Source organism: Pseudomonas sp. A25(2017), assembly GCF_002001065.1.
Lineage (GTDB): Bacteria > Pseudomonadota > Gammaproteobacteria > Pseudomonadales > Pseudomonadaceae > Aquipseudomonas > Aquipseudomonas kilonensis.
In genome coordinates this window covers 189786-216718 of record NZ_MUOA01000046.1, presented here as the reverse complement: position 1 = coordinate 216718, position 26933 = coordinate 189786, and the positions used below count along the sequence as shown (strand labels likewise).

Sequence of the window (26933 nt, the reverse complement as noted above, 5' to 3'; positions counted from 1 at the left end):
CCGAGATCGCATTCATCCGAACCCAGGAGCACTTCAATCATGAGTCACTTGACCCGAGCAGAATGGGAAGCCAGAGCCAAGGCGCTGGACATCGAGGGCCGTGCCTTTATCGACGGGCGATACAGGCCTGCCAGTTCAGGCGCTACCTTTGAATGCGTGAGTCCTGTGGACGGGCGATTGTTGGGCCTGGTTGCAAGTTGCGATGCCGCGGACGCCGAGCTGGCCGTGACCAGCGCCCGGGCGGCATTCGACTCCGGCGTTTGGTCGCGTCAGGCACCGGCAGTGCGCAAGGCGGTCATGCTGCGTTTTTCCGACCTCTTGCAGTCTCACGCCGAAGAGCTGGCACTGCTGGAAACGCTGGACATGGGCAAACCGATCGCCGACTCGCTGGCGGTCGACCTGCCCGGCGCCATCGATAGCATTCGCTGGTGCGGGGAGGCCATCGACAAGATCTACGATGAGGTGGCCGCGACGGCGGTAGATCAGCTCGGGCTGGTGACGCGGGAGCCGGTCGGGGTGGTCGCTGCCATCGTGCCGTGGAATTTCCCGTTGATGATGGCTTCGTGGAAATTGGGGCCGGCATTGGCGACCGGCAACTCGGTGATTCTCAAGCCTTCAGAGCGTTCGCCGCTGACGGCTATTCGTATCGCACAGATTGCCCTGGAAGCAGGGTTGCCGGTCGGTGTGCTCAATGTGCTGCCAGGCTATGGACACACGGTGGGCAAGGCCCTGGCCTTGCACGGTGACGTTGATGCGCTGGCGTTTACCGGTTCCACCCGAGTGGCCAAGCAACTTCTCGTGTATGCGGGCGAGTCGAACATGAAGCGGGTTTGGCTGGAGGCGGGGGGGAAGAGTCCGAACATTGTCTTCGCAGATGCCCCAGATCTACAGGCAGCCGCCGAAGCGGCAGCGGCCGCCATTGCTTTCAACCAGGGCGAGGTGTGCACCGCCGGTTCACGTTTGCTCGTCCAGGCTTCCATCAAGGCGCACTTCGTGCCGATGGTGGTCGAGGCTTTAAAAGGCTGGAAGCCAGGCCATCCGCTGGATCCCGACACCAATGTCGGTGCGCTGGTGGACGCGCGCCACCTGGAAGGGGTGTTGCAACACATTCGGCAAGGACAGGATCAAGGCGCCCAGTTGTTGCTGGGAGGGCGCGTGGCATTGGAGCAAACCGGCGGCAGCTACGTGGAGCCGACACTGTTCGACAATGTCAGCAACTCAATGACAATTGCCCGGGAAGAGATTTTCGGCCCGGTGCTGTCGGTGATCGAATTCGACGAAGCCGAGGATGCGGTGCGCATCGCCAACGACACGCCTTACGGGCTGGCTGCAGCCGTCTGGACGGCCAACCTGTCGCGCGCCCACACCATGGCCCGCGCACTTCGCGCCGGAAGTGTCTGGGTCAACCTGTATGACGGCGGCGACATGATGGCGCCGTTCGGTGGCTACAAGCAGTCCGGTAATGGCCGCGACAAATCCCTGCATGCCTTCGATAAATACACCGAGATCAAGGCCACCTGGATACAGCTCTGAGGCATTTCTGGTGAACCACGTTACGGGTGGAATGGTTCTGCCTGCTTGACGCTTACTCAACGAATTCCTTTTTGAAGGATGGCGCAATGAACAGCTCAATAAGCTCCACGGCAGCCGTGGACCAGGACGCGGAGCAACTCCGTGCCCTCGGGTACACCTCGAGTTTCGAACGTAGCATGAGCCTGTGGCAGAACTTTGCCCTCGGGTTCACCTACCTATCGCCGGTAGTCGGCGTCTACACATTGTTCGGCCTGTGCCTGGCAACGGGCGGGCCGCCCATGTTCTGGTCCTACCTGCTGGTGGGGTTCGGGCAAATGCTGGTGTGCCTGATTTTTTGCGAAGTGGTGTCCCAATATCCCATCTCCGGCGGTGTCTATCCGTGGGCCCGTCGCCTGGTGGGGAAAAAATGGGCCTGGATGGTCGGCTGGATCTACGCTATCTCCCTGTGCGTGACCATTGCTGCCGTAGCCCTGGGCGCCGGTCCCTACATTGCCAACCTGTTGGGTTTCGAGCCGTCGCCGGTCACCAATACCTTGGTCGCGCTGGTCCTGACCGCTACTGCGACGGTGTTGAACCTGAGCGGCACCAAGCTGCTGGCGCGGGTGGCTATGTTCGGCTTTCTGTGTGAGCTGGTCGGGGCGTTGTTGATCGGCGGCTATTTGCTGATTTTTGAGCGTCACCAGTCCTTGAGCGTGTTGTTCGACACGTTCGATATCTCCATCGATGGGGAGTACTGGCCGGCCTTCCTGGCCGCATCACTGGCCGGGATGTTCCTTTACTACGGTTTTGAAGCGTGCGGCGATGTGGCCGAGGAAACGCCCAATCCCAGCCGCCAAGTCCCCAAGGCCATGCGAATGACGATCTGGATCGGCGGTGCCGCGTCGATCTTTGCCGCCCTGGCCTTGATCCTGGCCGTGCCTGATATTGCCGCCGTTGTTTCCGGCCAGGACAAGGACCCCATGGCCACGATATTCGGCGCGGCGTTCGGTCCGGTCATGTCGCGGGTGGTCATGGCGGTGATCACGGTTTCGTTCGTTTCCTGTGTGCTGAGCTTGCAGGCATCCGCCAGCCGCTTGTTGTATGCCTACGCCCGAGACGAGATGCTCATGGGCAGTGGCGTGCTGAAGAAAATCTCCCCGGCCACCCATGTGCCGACCGCCGCCCTGATGGTCTGCGGGGTGCTGCCGGCGATCATCGTGTGTGTCGGTTTCTATCTTCAGAACGCCATCGCGCTGGTGGTGAGTTTTGCCGCCATCGGTATCTACCTGGCATTCCAGATGATCGTCGGGGGTGTGATGTACGCCCGTCTCCGGGGCTGGACACCCAATGGCCAGTTCACCTTGGGACGTTGGGGCTGGCCGGTGAACATCGCTGCGCTCTGCTATGGCTTGTTCGCCATCGTCAATATGTCCTGGCCGCGTATGCCAGACGCGCCGTGGTATGTGAACTACGGCATCGTGTTGGTTGGCGCCATCGTGATCTTCGTCGGCCTCGTCTACATGGTCCTGTTTCGCCCCTACGAGAAAGGTACCGCCCCGGCTTCCGATGCCTGGAAAAAAAACTAAGCGACATGACGGCCTGCCGCCGGGCGCGGCAGGCAAATCCTCTGATGAGAAAAGGGTGAACGCTATGATGTCTCGAATCCATTCGATGCTGTTTGGGTTGCTCCTGATTCTGGCCAGCCATGGGGTTCTGGCAGCCAGTCAAAACGATACCCTGGGTGTGATCCATGACTATATGAAAGCTTGGAACGCTCGCGATGCGGAGGCTGCGGCGAAGTACTTCACCGAGGACGGCGAGTTCCTCGACGCCTCGGTGGGGACACCGCAGGTCGGCCGGGAAAATGCCAAGACCCAGGTGATCGAAGTGTTCATGCACGCAGTGCCGGATCTGCAATGGACGATGCTGGGCGAGCCGATCGTCAACGGTGAAAGCATTGCCTTCGAATGGGAATTCAAGGGACACAATACCGGGCCTTGGAGCACCGAGACGCCGGCCACCCAGCGCCCCCTCAGCTTCAAGGGGGTGAGTTTCATCCGGCTCAAGGAGGGCAAGATCATCACGCAGCACGACTACTATGACGCCCTGGGTTTCAACAAGCAGCTCGGCTGGTAGATCAATGTTCCCGCCGCGAGAGCTGTAGCAACAAACCAGGCTCGGCTCTCCTGGCAGAAAGTGTCCAGCCATGGGCCTGGGCGATTTCCTGACAGATCGTCAAGCCCAGGCCGGCGCCATGGTCGCGGCGATGGGCCCCGCGCCAGAAGCGAACGAACAGGTGCGGCAGTTGTTCCCGATCCACCCCGGGGCCCCAGTCTCGTACGCTCAGGTGATCCGCGCCGATGTCCACTCGAACCTCGGTGCCTCGAGGGGCGTGTTGGATGGCGTTTTCCAGCAGGTTCTTCAACAAGGTGAAGAGGGCGCTGCGATCCGCCTGCCATGGGTCAGTAGAGATAGGCGCCTGCGCCAGCACCAGGCGTACCTCGGCGGCTTCGGCCATGCGCTGCAGATAGTCGCTGGCTTCCCTCGCTACATCGGTCAGTTCGACCTCGGCAAACAGGTAGTTCTGGGCCTCACTGGCTTCGGTCAGGAGCAGCAGTTGCTGGACTTGACGGGTCATGTGGGCCACGTCGTTGAGCAGCGCGTTGCGATCGTGGCAGTCCTCCATCAATTCGATTTGCGCGCGTATCAGCGCCAGCGGTGTCTTGAGCTCGTGCGCCGCGGTCGCGAGAAATTCCTGCTGGATCCGGTAGCCATTTTCCAGGCGCTGGAGGACCCGATTGAAACTGTCCACCAGTGGCACGACTTCGGACGGTACGCTGCTGACCTGCAAGCGTGAATGCAGGGAGCGAGGCGAGATCGCCGCGGCCGACTCGGACACCTCGCGCAAGGGTTTGAGCGTATAGCCCAGGGTGATATAGGCACAGGCGGCAAAGACGAAGAGCAGCACCAGGCTGAACAGGACGATACCGGCACCCATGAATGGCAACGCGAATGCACCGTGGAAGAGGTCCATCAGCCGTTCGCTGACGGCAAGTTGCAGGAACCAGGTCTTGCCGTCGTGTTCGACCGGCGCGGTGGCGCCATACATCAGGATGCCCTGGCGCTCGAACTTGAACGGTTCGTGATCTGAAGGATGCAGCGCGGTGCTTGCCGGCCAGAAGTTTGCTTCGGTAGACGCCAGGACCACGTTTGCCGAGGCGTCCAGCACGCGGTATCCGATGTCTTGCTGCATGCTTTCATAGGTCCAGATTCGATCGGCCTCGCTGCGATCGAATCCGACCGGGCGTCCAGCAGGATCGAACTGGAGTTTTTCCGCCAGCTCCTGGGTGCGCTCGGTCATGTTCATGACCAGCAGGATGTCGCTCTGGGAGGTGACCAGGGCCAGCGCCGTCAATACGATCAGCAGGATGCTCAGCGCCACGCCGGCAATATAAGCCAGCAGCACCTTGAATCTGAGGCTACTCAGCCACGTCGACCTGGCGCAGCGCATAACCAAGACCTCGCAAGTTGACAATGCGTTGGCGGGAGCCGATGGCAAGCAGCTTGCGGCGGATACGGTGAAGGGCCACGTCCAGGGCGTTCGGCGTGACCGCCTCGCTCAAGCCCCAGCCTGCTGCCTCTATCGTCTGACGGCGGACGATCTCTCCAGGTTTGCGCAACAGCAGCAACATGATCTGCATTTCCGCCGGTGCCAGGGCAATGCTTTCATTGGCACAGCACATGCTGCCGGTGTCGGGTTGCAGGCTCAGGTCGCCATGGCTGGGCGCCAGTGGGCGACAGTCCACGGGGCGTCGCAGCAACGCTCGCACGCGCGCGACCATTTCATCCATGGCGAACGGCTTGGGCAGATAGTCATCCGCGCCGGCATCGAGCCCCTGTACCCGATCATGCAGGGCATCCCGCGCCGTGAGCACCAGGCAAGGGATGCCAAGCCCGGCGCTGCGCAGACGCTTCAACAAGACGAGCCCGTCGCCGTCCGGCAAGCCGCGATCGAGGATCAGCGCCTGGTAGGGCACACGCTGGATGGCCGCCCACGCGCCATCCATGCGGTTGATCACATCGACGGCGATCCCTGCATTCGCCAGGCCCGTGCAGACCAGGTGCGCCAATCGTTCGTGGTCCTCGACCAGCAGAATGCGGCTCATCAGAAGCGGTACAGGTAGCCGAACAGCGCGCTGTTTTCGGTAGAGCTGTCTACCAGTGGGCTGTCCTTGATCTCACTGGCGAGGCTCGTCGCTTTGATATCGAGGAACAGAGAGTGGTGTTTATCGAACATGTAGTTTCCCCGGACGCCAAATTCGGTATTGAGGGCGGACTTGCCATCATAGGCCGCACGATCGATGCGGGCCTCACTGTTGCGCACGCCAAAATAATAATCGACGTATTTTTTGTCCTGCCACATCGCCGTCACATGGGGCGTGAGGGTGATGTGGTCGTCGAGCCGCCAGGTTCGCTCCAGGCCCAGGTTGAAGCGCTGCCCCTTGCTGTTGCCCGACAGGTCCGAGAGCCACTCGGCGCGCACGTCCACCAGACCGGTGTGCCACTCCACTTTGGCCCCCGCCCAGAAGCCACTTTTGCGGTCGCTCATGCCATCGAAGACCCGCGCGTCGTCAGCGTCGTAGCCACTGAAGTCGTACTGGCCCATGAGGCTGAAATCGATTTGCTGGGTGTCGCCGATCTCGAGTTGGGACAGCTTGACCTCGGCGTTTGGACCGAACACCCGCAGGTATTCGTTCTCGAAGTAGATCAGCGGTATCGCCTTGTTGTCACGATCGATGCCGGTATAGGGCTGCTGGCTGCTGATTGCGCCGACCCCCAGTCCCCAGGACGAAGACGGTTCGGCCTTATCAGACTCGGTCGCCTGTGCGGCCAGCGCTGAAGTGGCCACGGCGAGCAGGAACACACTCGGGATTGTCGAAACGGCTAAGCGCAAAGGCATTGAGTTCTCCAACAGGACAGGATGAATGCACGCCCATCGTCGAGAACTTTCTCTTACCGAATACTTACCGTTATCTGTCGAGTGCTTGATCTTGATCAAGGCAAATACAAATTCCAGCCTCGGGGCCGATATAAGTGCCAAGCGGTGCAAGATCAGGGGTGATGGCTATTTGGTATTGCGTTAAGATCGTTCAGGATCAGCGTGTATAACAGCGGTTTTACAATAAGTTCACGCATCACTAATTCAGTATGAAATGAGGCTTGAACGGAAATGCTCAGGAATGCACCGCTGCGTCTGAAACTTTTATTGATACTGTTACTTCCCTTGTTGGGGTTCCTTACGTTGGCCGGGGTCTTTGTAGTGGATAACTACAAGACACTACGCGATATGAACACCACTGTGACTGCCAGCGCCACGGCGCAGAAGTTGAGTCAACTGATCACGGTATTGCAGCGCGAGCGCGGGGCCAGTGGGGTCTTCCTGGGCAGTGGCGGCAAGTCCATGGGCGAACGGATGTCCCAGGCGCGCCAGGATGCCAATACCTCGGTCGAGGTGGTGCGCCGGTTGTCTGCGTCGGGCAGCACGCAATTGGACAATGTCCTGCGGGCATTGGACGCGTTGCCCGCCATTCGCGGGCAAGTTGATAAGTTGGGTATCAGCAGCACCGAGTCGGGTGTTCGTTATACCGAGATCATTCAAGCGCTCATCGGTTACACCCACTCTTTGGAAGCGACGATCAACAACGCAAGCATTGTCCATGCGCTCGGTGCCCTTAATCAGTTTATCGAGATGAAAGAGCGGGCCGGACGTGAACGGGTCGTGCTCGGTCTGGTGTTCAGCCAGGACCATTTCGATGAGGCGTTATTGTCACGCTTTAGCCGCAATCTCGGCGAGTTCTCCGCTTATTCCGACGGGTTCCGTCGCAAGGCCCAGCCAGGATTACTTCAACAATTTACTGATCAAATGCTGAAACCCGCTGCGGTTGAAGTCGACAAGTTGCAACACCTGGCATTCGAGGTGCCATTGGGGCAGCCGCTGGGCATCAAGCCGGAGGCCTGGTTTGAACTCTCCACTCAGCGCATCGACATGATGAGCCAGGTGGAACAAGCCCTGGGTGAAAGCGTTAGCCGCCTGGCGATCCACGAGCGCGATGAAGCAAACCGTGCATTGTGGCTGACCATCGGCGCGGTCGTCGTGGCATTGCTTGCGGTGACGGTGCTGTCGTATGTGATCATCCGCATGATCGATTTGGCGGTGCGCGATGTGAACCGCGTCCTGAATGATCTGGCCCAGCGTGATCTCACCGCCAGGGCCACCTATGACGGCCGGGATGAGTTCGGCCAGATCTCGCGCAACCTCAACCGCATGGCGCAAGAGATCAGCGGGGTCGTGCAGGAAATCGGCAATGCCACGGCGCAAGTGGCTACCGCAGCGCAAGAGTCTTCCACGGTGACAGTCCAGACCAGTGAGAGTGTCGAGCAGCAGCGCCAAGGCACTGAGCTGGTGGCCACTGCGATCAATCAGATGAGCGCCACGGTGCGCGAGGTGGCGCAAAGTACCAACGATGCGGCGCACATGTCGCAGCAGGTCAATATCAGTACGGCACAAGGTCGGGTGGAGATCGAAAGCACCATCGGCTTGATTCGCCAATTGTCCGGGCAGGCCGAAGAGACCGCGGGGATCATTGGTGATCTCAAGCTTGAAAGCGATGCCATTTCCTCGGTGCTCGACGTGATTCGCGGCATTGCCGAACAGACCAATCTGCTGGCGCTCAATGCGGCCATCGAAGCGGCGCGGGCCGGTGACCATGGTCGCGGGTTTGCGGTGGTCGCGTCCGAGGTGCGTACGCTGGCGCAAAAGACCCAAGAGTCCACGGGCAACATTCAACAGATGATCAGCAATCTGCAGGCCGGCTCCGATCGTGCGGCCCTGTCCATGCAGCAGACTTTGGGCAAGGCCCAGGATGGCGCGAGCAAAGTCGAGCGAGCGGGCGAGTTGTTGGTGGAGATCGCCGAAGGCGTGGCGACGATCAGCGACCGCAACATTCAGATCGCCTCCGCTGCAGAAGAGCAGAGCGCGGTGTCCGAGGACATCAATCGCAACGTGAATGAGATCAATGATCTGGTGATCCAGGTGAGCGCCGGTGCCGAACAGACAGCAATCACCAGCCAGGAACTGGCGCGCCTGGCCGAGTATCAGCAACAGTTGGTCAATCGCTTCAAGGTGGCTTAGAGCGCGGCGGTGCTGGCGTGATATCGGCGTCAGGGAACTGAATGCAAGGTCCGGCAGGCGTCCTCCAGGACGGCGCGTAAAGCCTGGCACAGATCATCGGCCCCAGGTGTTTGGCGAAAGTTTCGGACGTGTTGCTGGAGGGCGGCGAAAGCCGTCCCTTCGACGACTTTTGCCAAGCTGAGCAGCGGGTCTGGCTGGATGTAATGCGGGTGGTCAGGCGCCAGGTGGAGGCCATTGAGATTCTGGTAGTCGGCGTCGATCCAGGCGTATAGGTGATGGTCGAAGTGCTCGGCAAAACGATAGCGGCCGAAGTCCATGATCTGCAATTGCAGTGGGTTGGCGCTGGACTGCCCGGCCAGTTGCACATTGACGCCGTCGATCACCAGCGGCTTGCCTTGGTTGTTCGCCAGTATCTGTGCCAGCGTCTTGGTCACCGGGTTGCTGACCTTGAGTGCTGCGCCGTCGCGTTGCACCTGCAGTTTCCCGTTTTCATGCCTGACCTGAAAGCGAACCGCGCCACAGCTGCTGGCCGTCAGGCCATAACGCCTGAGCAGCAGTTCGGTCTGCATCAGGGCACCTGCCAGTTCGGCCCCTTGCCAGTAACGTTGCCACTGGCAGCGCGGACGGGTGCAAGGTCGGCGTAATAACAACACTGCGGGTTCAGGTGGCCGACCGTCATGCCACAGAGCATCGAAGCCCAGGTCAATAACGGCATAGGTCGGCAGCGGAGTGATTGCTTCTTTTGCATGCGTCATGGCCGCCAATACCAGGTGTTCCATCAGCACTTCATGCATGGCTTCGGCCAGGGTCAGCAAACCGTTGGAGTGAGGTAGCACAGGGGCTTCATCCGGTGGAACACCGATGCCCTTGACGTCGAAGAGCACCTGGTCGCTGAAGGGCAAGCAAAGCACCGCGGCCCTGCCGTAACGGGGCGGACGCCAGGCTGGCACGTGGCGGTCGTCGAGGGCAATCGGGGTGTTGATGCCTTGCGCTGCGGCTTGGCTGCTGGAGATAAAGGCCGCATTGTGCAGCAGCCAACGGTCGATCTCGGCGTGCCCGGACGTGTCTGCGCACGATCCCCAGAGAGCGCCAAAATCGGCCCGAATCACTGCATAGTTGGCGAACAGGACCCGGGCGTTGGCCACCCCAAGCAGTTGTTCTTCGAGCAAGGCCTGGCCACTGTCGGCATAGTCGCCAAGGTGCTGCACTCTCGGGCCGATAGTGAAGGGCTGGGCCAGGTCATGGACGGGTGAGTTCATCGAAGGTCTCCGGCCCAGGCCGCCAGATGCTGCGGATGATCGAGGGCGGCCTGGGGATCGAGCAATATCCAGTTGCGGTGCAGGTCCAAGGTGGGCTTCGGTCCATGGGCCACCTCTGTACGAGTGCCAAGCATGGGTAATTCCCGCAATGCACGGGCGGCTGGGGCACAGACGCCAAGGAGATCGGCATGAGGGCTGTAGCGCAGGTGCTCGAACACACGGGCATCGCGGGTGCGGATCGGGATGAACTGCCAGCTCGGCGCCAACCCGTCTTGGCTGACCCAAGGGTCCAAGCCATACTGACGCAGCCGTACCAATAACTCGGGCACCTGCTGCCGCAGCCGTTGGGTTCGTGCCTGGGCCGTTGCGACGGCCTGCATCAGGGCGGGCAGGGCATGGATCGACAGGGGCGGGCTAGACGCCGGGCGTGGCCGCGAACGTTGGCCTGGCGACCACACGTCGATATCGACATCCACCGGGATGTCACCGAACAGTGCTCCGCCGCCACCAATATCCAGCGGTTTCCCGCTTCCCAGGGAGGTCACCACCCGTGAAGCGCCAGGGCGATTGAGATCCCAGGCGCCGGCGCTGTCTTCGATGATTGGCATCCGGTGCCCTAACTGTCGACGCAGGGCCGGGATATCACAAGGTAAACCGTATTGATGAACGGCGATTACCGCATCCAGGCTGCTCTGATGGCCTTCCAGGGCGGCGCTGCTGAGCAGTAACTCGGCACCGTTTTCAATAATGACCGGCACCGCGCCGGTATTGAGGACCGCCGCCACCACCTGATGGCAGGTCGCCGCCGGAACTGCCACCCGCCAATCGTCCGTGGCGCCCAATTGCCGTAGCGCCAGTTCCAGCGCGGCGGTGCCACTGCCTACCAAGGCACCGTGACGGCGCGCGTAAAACTGTGCGAGCCAGGACGAGCACGGGAGCCTGTCGGCTTCCCGTGCCCGCCACTGGCCATCAGCAGGGGCTGGCGTTACTTGCATTTGTCCATGGCGCAGGCGGTCAGCGCCTGGACTTTGCAGTGGTCATCGGCGCAGGCAGTCAGGGCTTCGACCTTGCACTTGTCCATGGCACAAGCAGTCAAGGCTTCGACTTTGCAGTGGTCCATGGCGCAAGCAGTCAAGGCTTCGACTTTGCACTTGTCCATGGCGCACGCGGTCAAGGCTTCGACTTTGCACTTGTCCATGGCGCAAGCAGTCAAGGCTTCGACCTTGCACTTGTCCATGGCGCACGCGGTCAACGCCTCGGCCCGGGACCCGCCAATGCGCCAACTGGTGAACTTGCTTTCTGGCAGGGTCGCACGCTTGACCACATCCAGGTGCAAGGTGCGGGCATCGTGATCGTTGCACTCAAGGAGAATCTCGTCGTCGGCAACCGCGAAGTGATCATGCAGCAGGCAGAGTCCGAAGCGATCAAGGTTGCCATGGCGCTCCAGTAGCTCATGCAGGTCATTGATGAATTGCACGTCAGACGCCCCCAACGGCGTCGCTTCGGCAAAGGAGGGATTGGTGTGTCCGTTCATAAGGTGTACTCCAATATGTTTGAGTTAAGGCCTGTCAATGTCATCAACCGTGCGCGGTGCGTTTTCGTCTCATAGACCTCCTTGTCCCGGGGGAACCTTGCTGGCCGATACCCAAAGATTTTCGATGCTCAGCAACGGCGGCTGGTTGTCCGAGGCCAATGCACCCTGTGCCAGTTGGGCGGGGTCGTCGGCGCTGAAAGCGCGCAGGGTCAGGTCGACCCGGGCGTTGCCTTGGACCGTGACCTGTTCGGCCAGGCGCCAGCGATCTATGGCCTGGCTGAACGTGCTGGTGAAGGCGGGCGGGCTGTTCAGCGACGTGGCCACCGGCAACATCAGCGCGGCTGGCAGCACTGTACGTGCGACGACCCCCTGGCCGGCGATGTCGTAGCTGTAGCGCCCCTCCATGCCCACCTGCACCGTGGTGCCGTTGCTGCCCGAACCCAGGGCTGCAAAAAACACTTCCAGGTAATCGACGAGGCTGGCATTCGCCACTGTCAGGGTGTCCAGGGAGAAACTGCCTTGGGTGATATGGGGGCTGATGCTGTCGACAAAGCGCACGATCGGGGTGGAAAAGCGGAACAGCGGGTTGGTCCGCAGGGTACCGATGTCCGCGGCGGGGAACAGGATGCGATTGCGCTCCACCGACAGCGAAGCCCAGGCGTCCTGATGATCGAACACATTGAGGGCCGGCAGGCTGGTGCGACGCTCGTTGACCAGCAGCGCTTGCTCGTAATCGAGCCACTGGACTGGCAGGACGCCCTTGAGCTGATAGCGGTAGGCGATCAACCCGGGGTTGTCCGGATCGACGACGCTCACCGCCTCGTATTGCGTCGGATCTATTTCCACCCGTGGGGCCGGCAGGCTGACCTCGTCCAATTGCGCCAGGGTGGCGCTGATTCGGCCGGTGCGTGGATCGTAGCTGGCTGTCACATCGTTGATGGTCACGTCCAGCAGCAGGGTTTCGGCCACCTCTTGCCCATCGATCGTCACCGGGGCGAGCACCTGGCTGAACGCGCAGGTCAGGGCTTGGGGTGGCACAAACGCAGTTTTGCTCAGGATCGGACTGGCCCAGGCATGGTAGGCATCGGTGACCTCCTGGACGATGTACACGAAGGCCTCCACTGCATGCTGGGCCTCAGCGATTTGCAGATCGGTCGGCTGGCCGACATCGATCCCGGTAAGGCTCTGCTGCATGGCCACTTCAATGCTCGGATAAACGGTGACGAACTGGGCCAATGCGGTGACCAGGCTTTTGCCGGTGCTGCGCAGCGGACTGTTGAGCGTTGGAGTGTTCAGGGCTATGGCGACGTTGAGGCTGTCCTGGGCGGTACCGCGAAACAGCGATTCGAAAGCGTAGGTCCACTTACTCAGGTCCGAGGCACTTTGCAGCGGCTGTGCCCAGGCTGTCGCTGTCTGGCCCTGGATCGTCGGCGGTTCAGGCAAGGCCCGCAGCAGCACCGGCAGGTTCATGGTCTGCCCTCCAGCCAAGGGGATTCGCAACGGCCCGGAGATCAGGGAAATCCAGTTCGATTGGGTGTAGCCGCTGATCCCAGGGACACTGCCCATGTCGTGTTCCAGGTGACTGATCTGCAATTCCAGCTCCAGCGGCACATAGCTCCTTGCTGCCTCGTTGCGGGAATTGAAGACAAACGCCAGAGCGCTTTCGCCGGCCGATGCCTGCAAGCCGATGCGACCGCTGCCAAAGGCGTAGTTGTCGTTCCCGGTGCCGGCCGTGGACTGACTGGAACCTGAAACGGTCGGCTGGCCGTACAACGACAACGTTTGGTCGGTCGCGCTGCCTTGCACGGAAAAGCCGACGATGGCGGTGGTGCTATAGGCCGAGTACAGCTGGTTGAGCAGGGTCTGGCGCAGTTTTTCACCCGCCGCGGCCCGGGTCTCTCCGTCTTGCGGACCTGCCGACAGCACCGGTTCTATGGTGGACGCGATATCGTCAGCCAGGGTCTGCTTGGCACTGAGGATCTTGCCGAGATTACCGTCCTTGAGCGGGTCCTTGCTGCCGAGCAGGGTGTCGAGCAGGAACACCGAGGGGGCATAGGTCGGTGACAGGAAGCCATCGATGGCCTTGAGCGCCGTCTCGAACCAGAGGTTCTGATCGACGCCGGTGAGGTTGAGTGTCGCCAGGTCATTGCCAGGGAACGGCTGGTCCGGCCGGTAGGTGGGGGCGATCTGCACGCTGTCCGAAGTCAGGCTGTTGGCGATTGGTCGGGCCGCGAAGTAGCCCGGCGCCGGATCGAGGCGGTAGCGAATGCCGACCGCGCCATCCTGCAAGGCGAAACGGGTGGCCCACAGGGTCTGGCTGCGTCCGTCCGGTGTGCTGCCGGGGTCTGCGGTGCCGCTGCCGAGCCGTGTCAGCCAGGCGCCTGAGCGCTGGAAAAGCGCCTCGAAGGCCGCGGCGAACAAGCTGTAGCCACTGGTGCTGGCTGTCAGTGGATCGGGGACTGGCAGCAGTGTGCTGGTCACCGCCACGCCACCCTCCAGGCCGGCGACATCCGGCGCGACCAGGGTCGAGACCCGACGCAGGCTGAGGGTCAGGCTCAGGGGCAGGATCGAGCCGGGCGCGAGGCTATCGATATCCACCGCCAGGCACAAGCGCACGGTGGCCGGTGGTGTTGCAGTGGCGCCCAGGACCACTTGCCCGAGGTACAGGATCACCCCGTTGATGTAGTCCAGCAACGGTTGCGATTGACTGTCGTCGAGCCGGCTCAGTGGCTGGGCGAACAGGCTGTTGACCAGTTCCACGCTGACGGCGCGGCCCTGGCACCAAGGCAGGCTCAAGCCTTGGTAGGACTGGTTCAACTGGTAGTAGATCAGGCTGAACATTTCCAGGTCCTTGCCGGCCTGGACCTTGATGTCGCCGCCGCTGGCCGGGTCGTAGCTGGAGGTGTCCAGGCTCAGGCTGATGACCAGTTGCGCGCCACCGGCAGCGGCTTCATAGGTGTAGAAGCTGCGGGTATTGGGCCAGGCCGACAGGGCAATCAGGCGATCGTTGTAGCGTAACGGCAGCGGTGGATGGTTGAGGCTGCCACTGTAGCCGGCCGGCGGTTGCTGGAAAGGCGTCACGGTGATGTTGCCGAAGATGTCCAGCCAGGAGAGGTTGACCTGGGCGAAGCTGCCCACGCCTCGATAGGGATTGTCGGAGGCGGCCGGCAGTCCTGGGTTTGTGGGCTGCGGGGCGGCGTTGCTGGTGGCGCGCCGGGCCAGGCCAAGGGTTTGCTGATAGTTGTACTGGCTGTCGTCGGCCAGGGCATTGAGGGCCTCGCGCCGGCTCTGCGGGTTGCGCATGGCCCGGCGATGGATTTGCGCCTCGAGTTCATCCGTGCCGCTGTCCGGCCGCTGCGGACCGAAGGGTAGGGCCAGGTCGCTGGCGCTGAACCAGGGCGAGCCGTCGATGCCGGCGGACAGCACCGAGTAAAGGTTGTACAGGTAGGCATTGGCATAGCCGTCCGGGTCCACGCTCGGTGAGTCCACCGGTGGCGGGTTGTCGCGTAGGACACTGAAAGCGGCATTGCCTTGGTTGAATACCGCTTGCAAATCGAAGGTCCGGGTGTCGAGGGCCAATGTACTGCCGCTGACCAGCAACCCGGGTACCCGCTCGGCGCCGACCGCCAGTGCATCGAGATCGAGGTCGTAATAGTCGGCCAGGGATTGCAGACTGTTGCCCGGTGCAAGGCTGCCGTCGACGAGATAGACCAGTGCCGGGATGAACAGTGCCACGCTGCTGGCGGCGCTGACGCCGGGGTTGAGGGCCGCGATCTGCGCGGCGGTGACCGGTTGCAACGCCCCCACCGAGTAGTAGCGGGCCAGGTTGTCGAGGATGGCCGCGGGCTGGCCATTGCCAGCGGTGGAGTCCGCCGGTGTCACCAAGTGAATGATGCCGTCGATCGGCACCTGTGCGTGGGTGGTCAGTGTCGCGCCCGGATTGAGTTCGGCAATGCGCCCGGAGCCGATACCGTAGAACGTCGCCAGGCTTTCCAGGCTGTCGCTGGCGCGGGTCGGCTGGCTGGGGTTGACGGTGCTCGCCGAGCGCAGGGTCATGTGGCTGCCTTGCTGGATCACCGTATCGGTCGTGACAAAGGCGTTGATGAAGTTGCACAGGCGGCCTTGCAGGGCCTCCCTCGGATAGGTCGCCACCAGGGTCAGGGTCGCGGTGCCACTGTCGTCGAAAATCCCGTCGGGCAACCCGCTGCTGGCGATCACGTCGTAATAGCTCAGGTAGTAGCCGCCCGAACGGACGGTGGACAGTTCCCAGAGCAGTTTTACCACTTCCTGGGGTGGATTGAGGATGCCGCGCGGCCCGGCGTCGTCGGCCATGCGCGGGGCCATCAAGTCGGGTGGCGGGTTGGTCTCGGTCGACAGGTTGGTCTGGGTCAGGAACGCGAGGAAGTCGCTCTGGGCCTGACTCAGCAGGTTGCTGGCCTTGGCGTTGCCTTGGGGCATGAGCAGAAACTGGCCGCTGATGATTGACGTACCCAACTCGTCGACTGCGCTCAACAGGCGTTCCAGCAACTGTGCATCGGTGGCCGAAGGACCCAGCAGTTGGTAGGTATAGGACACGCTGCTACCACTGCTGGCGATGACGTCGGGCTCGGCCTGGGGCAGCCGCTTGATGGTGAAGTCGACCCGGGTCGCATAGCTGTAGGAGGCTATTTCGCGGTGGGTGGTTTCCAGGGTCGCGGGGTCGGTTGAAACTTCGCAAGGGGTGAAGGCCGGCAAGTAGGGCAGTTGCTGCGAGAGATCGGGCAGTTGCGTGGCGAGACTGCCCACCCGCTGATTGATCAGGCGAACCAGGCCATCCGGCAGGGACCAGAGCATGGGTTGGACGCTGGGGGCCTCTTCGGTTGAGGCACGCAGACCCGGCTGGCAGAGGTCACGCAACTGCTGGAGGTCGGCGGTCGACCACAGGGACACGCTTTTCACTGCATAGTCTTTCGGGCTGCGGGCCACCGTCGGCAGCAGGCTGATGCTCGGTGCCGGCTGGAACTTGCCTTGTTGTGCGTAGGCCAGCACCACGGACAGGTTGCTGTAGGCCTGGTTCAGGTTCATCGAACCGCTGCTGCCGCCGGCGATCTGCACGAACGACAAGTCGACGCCATGACTGCTGGCGGCCCGGCTCAAGCTGATGGGGAAGTCGGTGCCGGGCACCTGGTCGGTTGGCGTGGGGAACTGCTGGCCGGTCAGTTGATAGAGACCATAGGCGCTCTGGTTGTTTGGGTAGAGGAACTGCGCACTCAGGCTCAGGCCACCCATGCCCGCCGGGTTCGACGGCAGGCGCAGGCCATAGGCTAGGAAACGCGACAGCATGCCTGCCAATTGGGCCAGTTGATCGGTGCCCACGACCACGGTCCACAGGTCCTCGGTAAAGAGGCTATTGAGCGTGGTCAGGGTGATCTGCGGCGTGGCGAAGAGTGGCCCGACACTGAAATTGCCGGACAGCGGGTCGCTGAACAGCGTCATGGCACTCACGCCAAAGCGTGCGCCACTGCTGTTCAGGCTGTCGCCGGCGGCGGTCTGGTACGCCAGGGTCGGCAGCAGCAACGGTTGGCCGGGCAACAGCAGGCCGGCCATGTCGTAGAGCGCGCTGTCCTGGGCCAGCACTGGCAGGTCGACACCCAGGGCCCTGGCCAGGCTGTTGAAGGTTTCCCCGGGGCCGGTGGTGTATTGGTGAATGTCGTTGCCCACCAACAGGCTGATGAGTTGATTGGCGGCGATCACCGTCGAGTTGCCATTGGCCAGGATCAATCCCGGGGCGGTGGTCGTCCAACGTGCTGGCACGGCGCTGTCGGACCAGGCCCGTGCGACGGTTGCCAGGGTGTCGCTGCTTTGCAGGGTATAGGCGGGCAGCGGGATATTCAGGGTCAGCCCAAGGGTCAAGGCGACTTCGGCGTTGGGCCGGACAATATCGTCCAGGGTCAGGCTGTTGCCACGAGCGTCATTGGTCCATTGCAGGATCTGTTCGATGGAGTTGCCGTTCGCCGTGGCATAGGCGTAATCGTCAAAGGCATTGAGGGCGACCTGCAACAGCTGTCGGCCGATGACCATGAAGGCATCGGTAAAAATCACGGCGGCCATGGATTCGTTGTCATCGCCCGTGGCCCGCAGTGCCGGCGGACGGCTGTCGTCCTTGGACGTGACAACGGCCGCCAGTTCCTTGAACAACTGCGCGACGTTGCTGCGGTAGGTGCTGTTAGTGCCCACGTACTGGAGAAAGTCCAAGGTCGCACTACCAGCGTTCGCGAGGGGCACCTCCAGGGACAGGCCGTCGAAGACCGGGAACAGCACCGAACCGGCTTCCAGCACCTGCTTGATCTGCGCCTGGTTGGTGGCGTCGGGCAACGTGATGCTGACGTCGAAGGACGACAGGAACGTCAATAACTCGCTGATGCCGAACGGCGGATTGGCCAAGTCGGCGAGGCGTTCGATGTCCACTTCCAACAGGGCCTTGTCCACCAGGGTGCCGAGGATGTCGGCCAGGGTGTCCCGGTCGCTGCTGGCTGAACCCAGGGTGCCGATCAGCCACGGCAGGTAATCGGCGCACAGGCGCTCGAAACTGCTGGAGCCATCCGCCTGCCGTGTCTGTTGAGTCGGGGACGGTGCGTCCATGGTCAACAGGAACACAAAAGCACCTTGCTGGCCGCTGTAGCTGATCACGCCCTCGTTGCATATCACGGTGAATTGCGGTGTCGCGTACAGGTTCAATACCGGTTTGGTTGCACTGCGCGACACCGACATTGCCTTGGGCGTGGTGGCCCGTCGTTGGCTGGCGAGTTGCAGATGCCGGGCCTGGCGTGCCAGCTGCAGGGTCGGCTCGGCCCAGGGGGCCGGGCCGCTGTTGAGGGCATTGATCTCGAAACGTGCCGAGACGTCGGCATGGAATGAAAAGCTGATGCTGAAACTGAACAGCCCCAGGTCGATCTTGACCTTGACGCTGACTTCCACCGTGGCGCGGGCGGCAATAGGTATTGGCTTGTAGCTCTCGTAGGTCAGGGAGAGCGACAGTGTGATGCGCACATTGACCGCCGCCGAGATAATGGCGAAATCGATGCTGCCGTAGAGCAGGCCGATGACCCCGACCGTGCCCTGGATCTTGAAGTAGTAGTCGTCCTGGACGCTGCTGTTGGCCGGGACCAGTGCGGTGGACGGACGATAGGCGTGGAAGGCGGCGATGGTGCCTTCCAGGATGCCGAACACCGTCAGGGCGAAGCCGGCCTTGAGCGGCCCCTTGACGAAGTTGTAGCCCAGCCCCAGTTGTAGGCCCAGGCCGAAGACGATCACCGGGTCGAAGGTGCCCTGGGTGGTCTTCGGTACTTGAGTTGCGGTGACCGACGACAGCTTGCCCAGGTAGAAACCACCGGCGCCCAACACGGGTACTCCATAGACGATCGCGGAAATCGAGAACGAGCGAGTGAAGTCGAGGTTGTAGGGGAAGCCGATGTCGATGAAGAAGTCGCCGTTGGTGTAGATCTTGACCCCGATCTCCGGCAGCACGATCGACACTGCGCCGAAGTTCAGGTTGCGGATGCTGTCGGGAAAGGTCCATTCGATCTGGTAAACGCCCACATCATCGGTGATTTTCTTGTAGAGGATGTCGAGTACCAGATTGCCCAGCGCCTTGGCCTTTTCCCCGGCCAGCGCCAGGCGCAGACCGTAGAGGTTGGGGTCGTTGAACACCAGCATCAGATCGACGGTCCAGTCCTTGCCGGTCTTGAGCAGCAACAGTTGCCCGGCGATCAGCCAGTCGCTGTTGCGGTTGTAGTACGGCGTGCCCTTGGTACCGCTGTCGCCAGGGTTCAGCGGGTTGCTGGAACCGGTCGTCGAAGGCACCTTCTTCAAGGCGTCGATCACCGCTTTGGTGTTGGCGAAGCTGTCGTAGCCACTGATGGCTACACGTTGGCCGAGCACCAGCAACGGCAGGCTGAAGTAGTCCGTACCCTGGCCCGGAACCGATGGCAGTTTGTCTACGGGCTGGCCTTTCTGTGGATCCAGCAGGTTGCTCCAGTCCTGTTGCTCCTGGGGATTGTTGCCTTTGAACACCGAGGAGCCGTCGATGCCCAGGGTGATTTTGTCGACGCCGTCGACCTTCTTGCGTTCGAACACCAGGCCGTCGATGCTCATGAAACCCAGGTCGATCTTGCTCGCCAGGGTGTATTTGGCGGCGATGGTCGGCGTGTTGCCGTTGCTGGTTTCCAGGCTGATGATCAGCGACAGGCCGTCGAGGGAAATCTGGTTGAGCACGTCCCAGGGTGAGTCGAGCGTGAAGTAGGGATCGCCCAGGGACTGCATGAGTTTCTGGATCAGACGCCCCAGGCTCCAGTTTTTCAACGTGAAGGTCAGAGTTTTCTTGTCGACCTGATAAATCGCCGTCAGGCCTTCCCAGGAAAGGCTCAACTGGGCGTTGCTGCCCTGATTGTCGGGGGCAAAGCTATATCCCAGCAGCACGCTGTCGTTGAGGAAACTGAAATCCCATAGCGTGGTGGCGCTGCCACTGTACTGCTGTTGGACGGGTTTGCTGGCGTCATAGCTCAGGCTCAGGGTGGCCAGGGTGTCGACGCTGAAGGCCTGGCCCAGGTTGAAGGTCCAGCGCAGGCTACCGGCGACGGTGTAGCGGTCGATCGGGGTGGTGCCGGTGGCGAGGCTGGCGTCGACCTCAAGGGTGTTGACCAGCAGGGTGCCGGGCAGGAAATCCGGGAATGTGAAGGCACCACCGAAGCTGAGGAACTGGCTGACCAGTTGTTGCACATCCACCGGTTGCGCCAGTCGGGCAGCCACTTTCCAGGTGGCCGGGGTCTGGGTACCGTCATAGTCGACGTTGACGTTGGCGAAGTACGGGCCGATGCCGACCAGTCCGCCGATGCCTGCCTGGTAAGTGGTGACCGGCGGGGTATTGGCGACACCGCTGGCACTGGTGGGGGTGGTGGCCCTGATATAGAGCTGGCCGTCGGTGACCGAGAGTATTGGCTGGCCGCCGAGCGTGAACAGATTCAGGTCCAGTTCGAAGCCGGCATTGAAGGCGTAGCTCTTGGCGCCGACGTCAAGGCTCAGGCCGACGTCGGACAGCGAGGCATCGACAAACCCCTTGGGAATGTGGATCAAGTCCAGGGTGAGCGTGGCAATCAGGTCGTTGAGATTGGCCGTGCCGTCGAAGCGTGCGAGCAACTGGAGGTCGGAGTTGAACTGGACGAAGAACAGGCCGTTTTCTGCGGTGGTCTTGCCTTTGAACACCTCGGGTAGCAACAGGAACTGGGTCTGGAACAAAAAGCTCTGGGTACTGCCTTTTGGCAGAAAGTTGATGCCCCACACCAGTTCGAAATCGGTGACGCCGAAAACCAGCTGGTTGGTTGGGTCCTGCAAGGGAACCCAAGGGTGCTCGATGTTGATCACCGTAGGGTCGGCGCCCAGGGTCACACTGGCACTGCTCAGGGCCAGGCTGGGGCTGGTGACACCACTGAGGCTGAGGCTGCGCAGGCCGATCCCTGACAGAAACTGCTGCAGTACCGGTGGGGTCCCGGTGAAAAAACTGCCGTTGTTGTCCAGCAGACCGATGATCGTGGCCGGGGTCAGCAGGGCGCTGCCGTCGTCGCTGTGACCGAGGTAGAAATTGAAAGCGCTACCATTGTTGATCTGGGCCAAGGCGCGCATCTGGTAGTCGATGGACTGACCTCGTTGGTCAGTCAGGCTCAGGTCGAGGCCGAAGTACAGGCTGACTTGCTGGTCGTAGAAGGCCTCCGCAGGATCGTCGCCGTCCTGTAGCTCCGGTGGGCCGATGATCAACCCGAACACCGGCGCGTCGACACTCAGGTACAACAGCTTCAAGCCGCTGTCCGGGCCGAGGAACGGCGCCTGCAGGGTGGTGGTCGGCATGAAGATGTCGACCCCGTCGACCTTGGCGAAATCCATGCTGCCGGTAAAGGGCAGGGCAAGGGTCGGAAACCCCAGGTTCTGCACCACCGCGACCGCGTTGCTGAGCTGGGCGGGCGGCGTCAGGTTGGCGGCAAAGCCCTGGCAGGGGCCCAGGCTGTCATTGAAGGTGAACACCGCGTTGCTGATCCCGGCCCACTTGAAGGGGATCCCGGTGGCAAAAGTCGACAGATCGGACCAGCCCCAACTGGCTGGCGTGGTGACGATCTCCAGGCTCAGGCTCTGCGCGCCGACGCTGCCCCGCAGGCCGAAGGTCAGCACCAGTCCCTGCTTGACGTCCTGTTGCAGAAAACGTGCACTGACTCCGGTGACCTTGAACGTCTGACTGGTGGGGTTCAGCGGTTGCACGCTTTGCGCTGTCAGGCTTATCGACAACCCGGCGACAGTCGATTGGAAGGCCGCCTTGAGGTCGCTGTCCAGGCTGGCGGAAACGCTGACGCTGGCATCCGCCAGGCCTGCGATCAGGTAGTCACGAGTGAGGAGGATCGGCGCGCCGGCATCGCGAGTCAGTGCCGCGGCGAGATTGCTCAGTGGGTTGTTGGCCATCTGTCTTCTCCTTGATTCAGACCGTCACAAACAGGGCCAGGTGATCGCTGGTGGAGCGGATGTGCCCCATGTTTCTCCAGCCACGGAAACGTTGTCGGTCACCCGCGGCGAATGCCGGTGCCGGTGATGGCGGCCAGCCGAGCGGAGGGGCCTGGAAATCGCTGGCGATGGCCACCACGCCCATGGGCGCACCGCCAGGCGCTGGGTTGACCACATTCAGCGGCATGCCGACCACGGTGTTGGCAATGGTGAAGTTCCCTGCCACACCGCCGCGCACCAGGATGTTGTCGATCGAATACAGGTTGCTGCTGCTCGAAGAGCCGATGTAGCGGTAACCCGGATAAGGCACGACCCCCACATTGGTCGACCAGAATATCGTTGAGTTCTTGCTCTTGAGGTGGGTGGCGAAATAGCCCGTGTAGGCATCCAGGGCCGGAGGCGGGGCCGCGGCCGGTGGTTGCAGTTGCAGGGCATAGCCCAGGCCGGTGAGCGGGGCGTAGCGCAGTGGATCATTGCCGTTCTGGCTCAGCAGGTTGACATTGAAATCACCGGTGATGACCCGGGTTTCCAGCGCTCCCAGGGCGGCACTGATGTCACGCACGTTAGCCAGACCGTTGAGGTAGGCGTTGGCTGCCACATACTGCGGTGGCGAATGGATGGCGAACAGCGTGAGGTTGCGCTGCACCACCACGGGCGGGCCGTCGACGGTTTCACAGAACGTCACCATGTAGGGTTGGCGCAGGCCACCATAATTGATTGGCGCGCCGAGGTTGTCGACGAAATCGACCCGCGCCGCGCACCGGCTCTCAGTGAGGTTGCCGGGGTTCAGGGCGGTAGGAGGAATAGCGCGACCGGCGACGGTAAAACAAGTGTTGGTCTGCAGCAGCGGGTAGTTACCGGCGGCGGGCGCGGGCAATACGGTAGGGTTGAAACTGATGCCATTGCCCGCCGGTGACCAGGCATTGGGGCCAGTGAACAGGCGCCTACCGGCCGCCACGCCACCACCCGCAGGAATCACCGGTTTGTAAAATACCGCGACGCCCTCGGCTCGCCCGGCCTGGCCGACCACCAAGGGCGGTACCAGATTCCAGGCAAGGCCGGTCAGGTTACGGATGCGCAACAGCAACTCGACACAACCTTGCCAACCGCCGGTGGGGGAAATCAGCGAGCCTGGGCCGTTGCTCGGGCCGCTGGCGGTCTCCACCACCACGAAGATGTCCGGGTTGAAGGCGGTGATATGGGCGAGGATCAGCGCCAGTCGATCGGCAGCGTTCAGGTCGGGAATGAGCGCCCCAGTGTGGTCCCGCTTGGTGGTCAGGGGACGAATCTTGTTATAGCCGAAGCTCTCGATGTTCCAGTACAGGACGCGAGTCATGAGGCGATCTCCGATGGCCCGGTCAGTGCCGGATGCGTGGACGTGTCCGACGCCAGGGCCAGCAGGCGCTCGGTTTCGCTGTCCGGATCTTTGACGTAGGCGGCATACCAGCCCAGGCTGCCGGAGGACTGAGGGTCGCCAAACAGGAAAAACTGCAGGGTCGCACCCGGTGGCAACTTGGCGATGCCGAGAATCTTGATGCCTATGTCGGTCAGTTGCAGGTTGAAGAATTTCGCTTGGGGATCGGGCTGCCCGGGGATGGTCTGGTAGAGCAGTTTGATCGGCCCGGTGGAGACTTTGATGATCCCTTGCAGGGAGAACACGCTGGCGGACGGCGCGGCGCCCGGCAGGCTCAAGCCAACGAAGAGCATGGGGTTGGCATCGGTGCTTTTGCTGCCGGGCGACCAGGCGACCAGCAGGTCGGACTCGAAACCGGTACCCGAGACCAGGGCGCCGGGCGATCCCATGGTGACCTTGTAGACAATGCCCGACCAGGCTCCGGACAGGGCCTTGAGCGCCAGGTTCTGCGGCAGGACCGGAAGAAAACCGTAGTCCGCGGGTTTTTTCTGTTCCGGTGCCTGGATGAACTGCTTGAGCTGCAGGGTGAAGCCCTTGTACAGGCTTTTTCCGCGAACCTGGCTGGTGACCGGATCGAATCCCAGGTTGCCGGGGTTGAAGTTGAAGCCCACCGCATTTGGTGTGGCACTGGGGAAGCTCATGCCGATTTGCAGGTTGGTATAAGCCAGGCCCTGATTGCTCGGGCTGCCGTCGTCGCTTCCAAAGGACAACAGATCGAAGGGGCCGGCAGAGGTCTTGAGCAGGGCGAAATCCAGCTTGCCCCACAACAGGAAACGACTGGCGGTGGTAACGCCGCCGTCCGGGCTGCCCAGGGTGTTGAACTGGATGCGATTGACGGATGCGGCGGGTAGCACGTTGCTGTCCAGGTTGAACAGGTAGCTCTGGCTTTGCTCGAACACATAGGTGGTGGTGTCGTTTTGTTGCAGGGCACTGCCGTCGAGCACCATGGCATTCACGGCGCTGGGTTTGTCGGCGCGTAACGTGGCCTGGATCGCTGAACCAAACAGGCGGTCCAGGCTCAACTGGATACGGCTGTTGAAGGTCACCAGCCTGGACTGGCGAAACAGTGCCTGGAGCTGGAGAACGCTGAAGGCATAACCTTCAGCGGTGGCCAGGGCGATCGGCATGTCGGCATCCGCGCCGTTGGCCTGGGCCTGTTCATAAGCCGGATTCTGGTAGTCGATCAGTCCGAACAGGTTGGAAATGCCCTGGATATCCAGGGTGTCGTCCTGATGACTGATGCGACTGACACTTGCACCGAAGTGGTGGGCGAGAAAGCGGCTGTAATCGATGCCGGCGGCGATCCCGGCCAACTGCTCGGGGAGACTGTCCAAGGGCAGGTCGGCGTTGAGCACCATGAAGCCGTTCCAGTCGGGGTCGTTGACCTGGGCGACAAAGTCCGCATAGAGGCTGTCGGATGTGGCGGCGGCCTTGAGCTCGGCGGCGCTGATGAAGTCTTGCAGCCATTGGGACAAGCCGGTGTAGGCCAGGGTTTCCAGGCCTGGCACCAGGTCTGCGGTTTTCGAGAACGTCTCGGGCATGGTCCAGCGGTTGGGGTTGTTGATGCGTTCCTTCAGGCTGCCGCTGCAATACTTCATGATCAGCACGTTGCGATAGCTGGTGGTTTGCACGCCGACACCGATATTGGCGATGAAGCGCCAATCGGCGATCTCCAGCTCGTTGCTGAACGTCGCGCTCTGGGTGAAAAACGGTTGCCGGTTAACGCCGACGAGGAACAGCTGATTGGTTTGCAGGGCCTCGTGCAATTCGTTGGTGGGCTGTTCGAAGGCAAAATCCAGCAAACTCTCGGCAGATTTCGAGCGTGCCAGCAGTACTTTGCGATAGCCGACACCGTCCGGATCCAAGTCGACCAGCAGGCCTTGTGGTGTCGTCGCTCGATCAGGTTTTTCTGGCGTGGCGGTCAGGGCCCGTTGCAGGCGTTTGAGCCGTGCTGCCTGCTTGCCCGGCAGGGTGGCGGCGCTGATCAGGCTCTTGCGCGAGGCGGCGAGAATCTCGCTCTCGAACTGGGTCAGGTTGACGCTCGTGGTACTGGTCATGCCGGCATAAGGCACCAGGGGGAAGGCGAAGCCGGGGTCTTGCGGGAGCGGTGTACGGGGAGCGGCCGGCGCCAGCAGTACGGTGTCGCCATCGGTCGCAGCCTGGCCATAAAGCGGGCTACCGTCGGGCTGGGCGCTGTAGGCCGGGTTGGAGGCACCGGCAATCAGGTTGCTCCAGGAGGTCCGGTAGTCGTCGGTCAGCCGGGCCTTGACCGCGCCACTGGTGGGTGAGACCAGGCTGCTGGTCTGGAACGGGAAGACCGGTGCATACGCCGATTGCGCGGCGAGCAGGCGCATGCGGTCATTGTCGGTGGGGCTGGCCGCGGGATTGTAGTTGGTGAAGCTCAGCCACTCGGTACCGAAGATGCCACACAACAGATTTTGTCCGGCGGTGGCTGCGGGCACGGTGGGCAGGCTCAAGCCATAGTCGCCGCTCAGGGTCAGGCTGTAGCTGGCGCCGTCATCGCAGAACACCAGGCTGGCCGCGTGGGGCAGGGGCCAACCGTTGGCGTCGAGGCCATTGAGCGGGACCAGATTGATGGGGTTGCCGGCGGTGCTGCGCCATTGACTGGGGAGCAAGGTGCTGCCGGGAGCGGCGAAGGTCAGGCCGGTACGAATCAGCCCAGCGGCCAGTTGTGGCGCACTGATGTTTTGGTTCAGCGGGTCCAGCGGGTCGAGGAGACCGCCCATGTTCAACTGGGCCGGCATGCCGACCGGGTTGAATACCGGGTAGCTGAGCACGTTGTTGCTGTTCCCGTTGTTGACCACATAGGCGAAGCCGGTCTGGAAGTACCGCAGCGCAGGCACCGAACTGTAGGTCAAGGCATAGGCCAGGCTTCCGGCCTGGCTACCGTCCAGCGGTACATAGGCCAATGGCTGCAGCGGGGGTGTCAGTTGCAGGCCGCTGTCGGTCTGGAGTTTGTCGTTGAAGCCCATGCTGATACCGATGTTGCCAGACTTCAGGCGCAACGCATTGAAGTCCGCGTCGTATTTGACGAAGGTGCCGAAGTTGATAAAAAAAGTCAGGCGATCGCCGAGTTGCAGATTGAGGTTGTTCTGCACCTGGCAAGGCGCCCCCAGGCTGATGCGCAACCCATAGTCGTTGAAGCGCTTGGGCGCCGGCAGGCTGCTGCCAGGCAACCAGAGCAGCGCCCGACCAACGAAGTTGCGCTGTTCGACGGCAAACAGAAAGTCGTACAGGGCGGCGACGAAACCCGAGGGATCGCTGCGCAGGCTGACCGGCTCGCTGGGGGCGAACAGGTAATGGCCGGCATTCTTGTCGAACGCATCGGCAGGGCTCAGGCTGGCCGGCAAGCTGGCGGGCGGGGTGCCCTTGGGCATGACGTAGCCACGCCAGCCATAGCCACTGTCATCGGGCAGGGCATAGGCCGCGCTGTTGGCGATTTGTTGATAGTCAGATGGGGTGGCGCCGCGGCTGGTCATG

At 61.9% G+C, this 26933-nt stretch carries 13 protein-coding genes; 4 read left to right on the top strand and 9 right to left on the bottom strand.

Annotation, left to right across the window (positions count from 1 at the left end; genetic code table 11):
* The first annotated feature begins 39 nt into the window (after window positions 1-39).
* From B0E42_RS07960 to B0E42_RS07950, 3 genes are all read left to right on the top strand, one after another.
* The gene (locus B0E42_RS07960) at window positions 40-1533 is read left to right on the top strand and encodes an aldehyde dehydrogenase (protein WP_053187504.1); all 1494 of its coding nucleotides are present in this window, start codon (window positions 40-42) and stop codon (window positions 1531-1533) included.
* Between the two features lie 86 nt (window positions 1534-1619).
* Window positions 1620-3098 carry an APC family permease gene (locus tag B0E42_RS07955; protein WP_053187507.1) on the top strand — a complete coding sequence of 493 codons (1479 nt, stop codon included), beginning with the start codon at window positions 1620-1622 and terminating at the stop codon, window positions 3096-3098.
* Window positions 3099-3162: 64 nt separating this feature from the next.
* Window positions 3163-3648 carry an ester cyclase gene (locus B0E42_RS07950; RefSeq protein WP_053187510.1) on the top strand — a complete coding sequence of 162 codons (486 nt, stop codon included), beginning with the start codon at window positions 3163-3165 and terminating at the stop codon, window positions 3646-3648.
* 1 nt (window position 3649) lies between these two features.
* Here the strand turns inward: B0E42_RS07950 and B0E42_RS07945 are convergent, their stop codons facing one another.
* From B0E42_RS07945 to B0E42_RS07935, 3 genes are read right to left on the bottom strand one after another with little or no spacing between them, the layout of a single operon-like run.
* Complete coding sequence (locus B0E42_RS07945; protein ID WP_256578279.1) at window positions 3650-4978, bottom strand: HAMP domain-containing sensor histidine kinase; 1329 nt, start codon at window positions 4976-4978, stop codon at window positions 3650-3652.
* 13 nt (window positions 4979-4991) lie between these two features.
* The gene (locus B0E42_RS07940; RefSeq protein WP_053179001.1) at window positions 4992-5678 is read right to left on the bottom strand and encodes a response regulator transcription factor; all 687 of its coding nucleotides are present in this window, start codon (window positions 5676-5678) and stop codon (window positions 4992-4994) included.
* Window positions 5678-6472, bottom strand: coding sequence for a MipA/OmpV family protein (locus B0E42_RS07935; RefSeq protein ID WP_077506166.1), 795 nt, complete (start codon window positions 6470-6472; stop codon window positions 5678-5680). Before B0E42_RS07935 ends, B0E42_RS07940 begins: the two co-directional genes overlap by 1 nt.
* A gap of 270 nt (window positions 6473-6742) precedes the next feature.
* Here B0E42_RS07935 and B0E42_RS07930 point away from each other — a divergent pair, with 270 nt between their 5' ends.
* A complete protein-coding gene (locus tag B0E42_RS07930) occupies window positions 6743-8704 on the top strand; it encodes a methyl-accepting chemotaxis protein (protein WP_053179005.1) in 1962 nt (653 codons plus the stop codon).
* A gap of 29 nt (window positions 8705-8733) precedes the next feature.
* On the opposite strand, the gene B0E42_RS07925 is transcribed toward B0E42_RS07930, so the two are convergent.
* From B0E42_RS07925 to B0E42_RS07900, 6 genes are all read right to left on the bottom strand, one after another.
* Window positions 8734-9963 carry a hypothetical protein gene (locus tag B0E42_RS07925; protein WP_077506165.1) on the bottom strand — a complete coding sequence of 410 codons (1230 nt, stop codon included), beginning with the start codon at window positions 9961-9963 and terminating at the stop codon, window positions 8734-8736.
* Window positions 9960-10958 (bottom strand): DegT/DnrJ/EryC1/StrS family aminotransferase, encoded by a 999-nt coding sequence (locus tag B0E42_RS07920; RefSeq protein ID WP_053179010.1) that lies wholly within the window; start codon window positions 10956-10958, stop codon window positions 9960-9962. The genes B0E42_RS07925 and B0E42_RS07920 overlap by 4 nt, the downstream gene beginning before the upstream one ends.
* Window positions 10949-11497 (bottom strand): hypothetical protein, encoded by a 549-nt coding sequence (locus B0E42_RS07915; RefSeq protein ID WP_053179012.1) that lies wholly within the window; start codon window positions 11495-11497, stop codon window positions 10949-10951. Before B0E42_RS07915 ends, B0E42_RS07920 begins: the two co-directional genes overlap by 10 nt.
* A 69-nt stretch (window positions 11498-11566) precedes the next feature.
* Window positions 11567-21979: a hypothetical protein gene (locus tag B0E42_RS07910; protein ID WP_077506164.1), complete on the bottom strand. Its 10413-nt coding sequence runs from the start codon at window positions 21977-21979 to the stop codon at window positions 11567-11569.
* Between the two features lie 16 nt (window positions 21980-21995).
* Complete coding sequence (locus tag B0E42_RS07905; protein WP_077506163.1) at window positions 21996-23354, bottom strand: hypothetical protein; 1359 nt, start codon at window positions 23352-23354, stop codon at window positions 21996-21998.
* The gene (locus B0E42_RS07900) at window positions 23351-26932 is read right to left on the bottom strand and encodes a hypothetical protein (RefSeq protein ID WP_077506162.1); all 3582 of its coding nucleotides are present in this window, start codon (window positions 26930-26932) and stop codon (window positions 23351-23353) included. The genes B0E42_RS07905 and B0E42_RS07900 overlap by 4 nt, the downstream gene beginning before the upstream one ends.
* Between the last annotated feature and the right edge of the window lies 1 nt (window position 26933).

Coding starts and splice junctions, on each gene's coding strand:
- B0E42_RS07960 (WP_053187504.1), top strand. CDS start 40: ATGAGTCACTTGACCCGAGCAGAATGGGAAGCCAGAGCCAAGGCGCTG.
- B0E42_RS07955 (WP_053187507.1), top strand. CDS start 1,620: ATGAACAGCTCAATAAGCTCCACGGCAGCCGTGGACCAGGACGCGGAG.
- B0E42_RS07950 (WP_053187510.1), top strand. CDS start 3,163: ATGATGTCTCGAATCCATTCGATGCTGTTTGGGTTGCTCCTGATTCTG.
- B0E42_RS07940 (WP_053179001.1), bottom strand. CDS start 5,678: ATGAGCCGCATTCTGCTGGTCGAGGACCACGAACGATTGGCGCACCTG.
- B0E42_RS07935 (WP_077506166.1), bottom strand. CDS start 6,472: ATGCCTTTGCGCTTAGCCGTTTCGACAATCCCGAGTGTGTTCCTGCTC.
- B0E42_RS07930 (WP_053179005.1), top strand. CDS start 6,743: ATGCTCAGGAATGCACCGCTGCGTCTGAAACTTTTATTGATACTGTTA.
- B0E42_RS07925 (WP_077506165.1), bottom strand. CDS start 9,963: ATGAACTCACCCGTCCATGACCTGGCCCAGCCCTTCACTATCGGCCCG.
- B0E42_RS07920 (WP_053179010.1), bottom strand. CDS start 10,958: ATGCAAGTAACGCCAGCCCCTGCTGATGGCCAGTGGCGGGCACGGGAA.
- B0E42_RS07915 (WP_053179012.1), bottom strand. CDS start 11,497: ATGAACGGACACACCAATCCCTCCTTTGCCGAAGCGACGCCGTTGGGG.
- B0E42_RS07910 (WP_077506164.1), bottom strand. CDS start 21,979: ATGGCCAACAACCCACTGAGCAATCTCGCCGCGGCACTGACTCGCGAT.
- B0E42_RS07905 (WP_077506163.1), bottom strand. CDS start 23,354: ATGACTCGCGTCCTGTACTGGAACATCGAGAGCTTCGGCTATAACAAG.
- B0E42_RS07900 (WP_077506162.1), bottom strand. CDS start 26,932: ATGACCAGCCGCGGCGCCACCCCATCTGACTATCAACAAATCGCCAAC.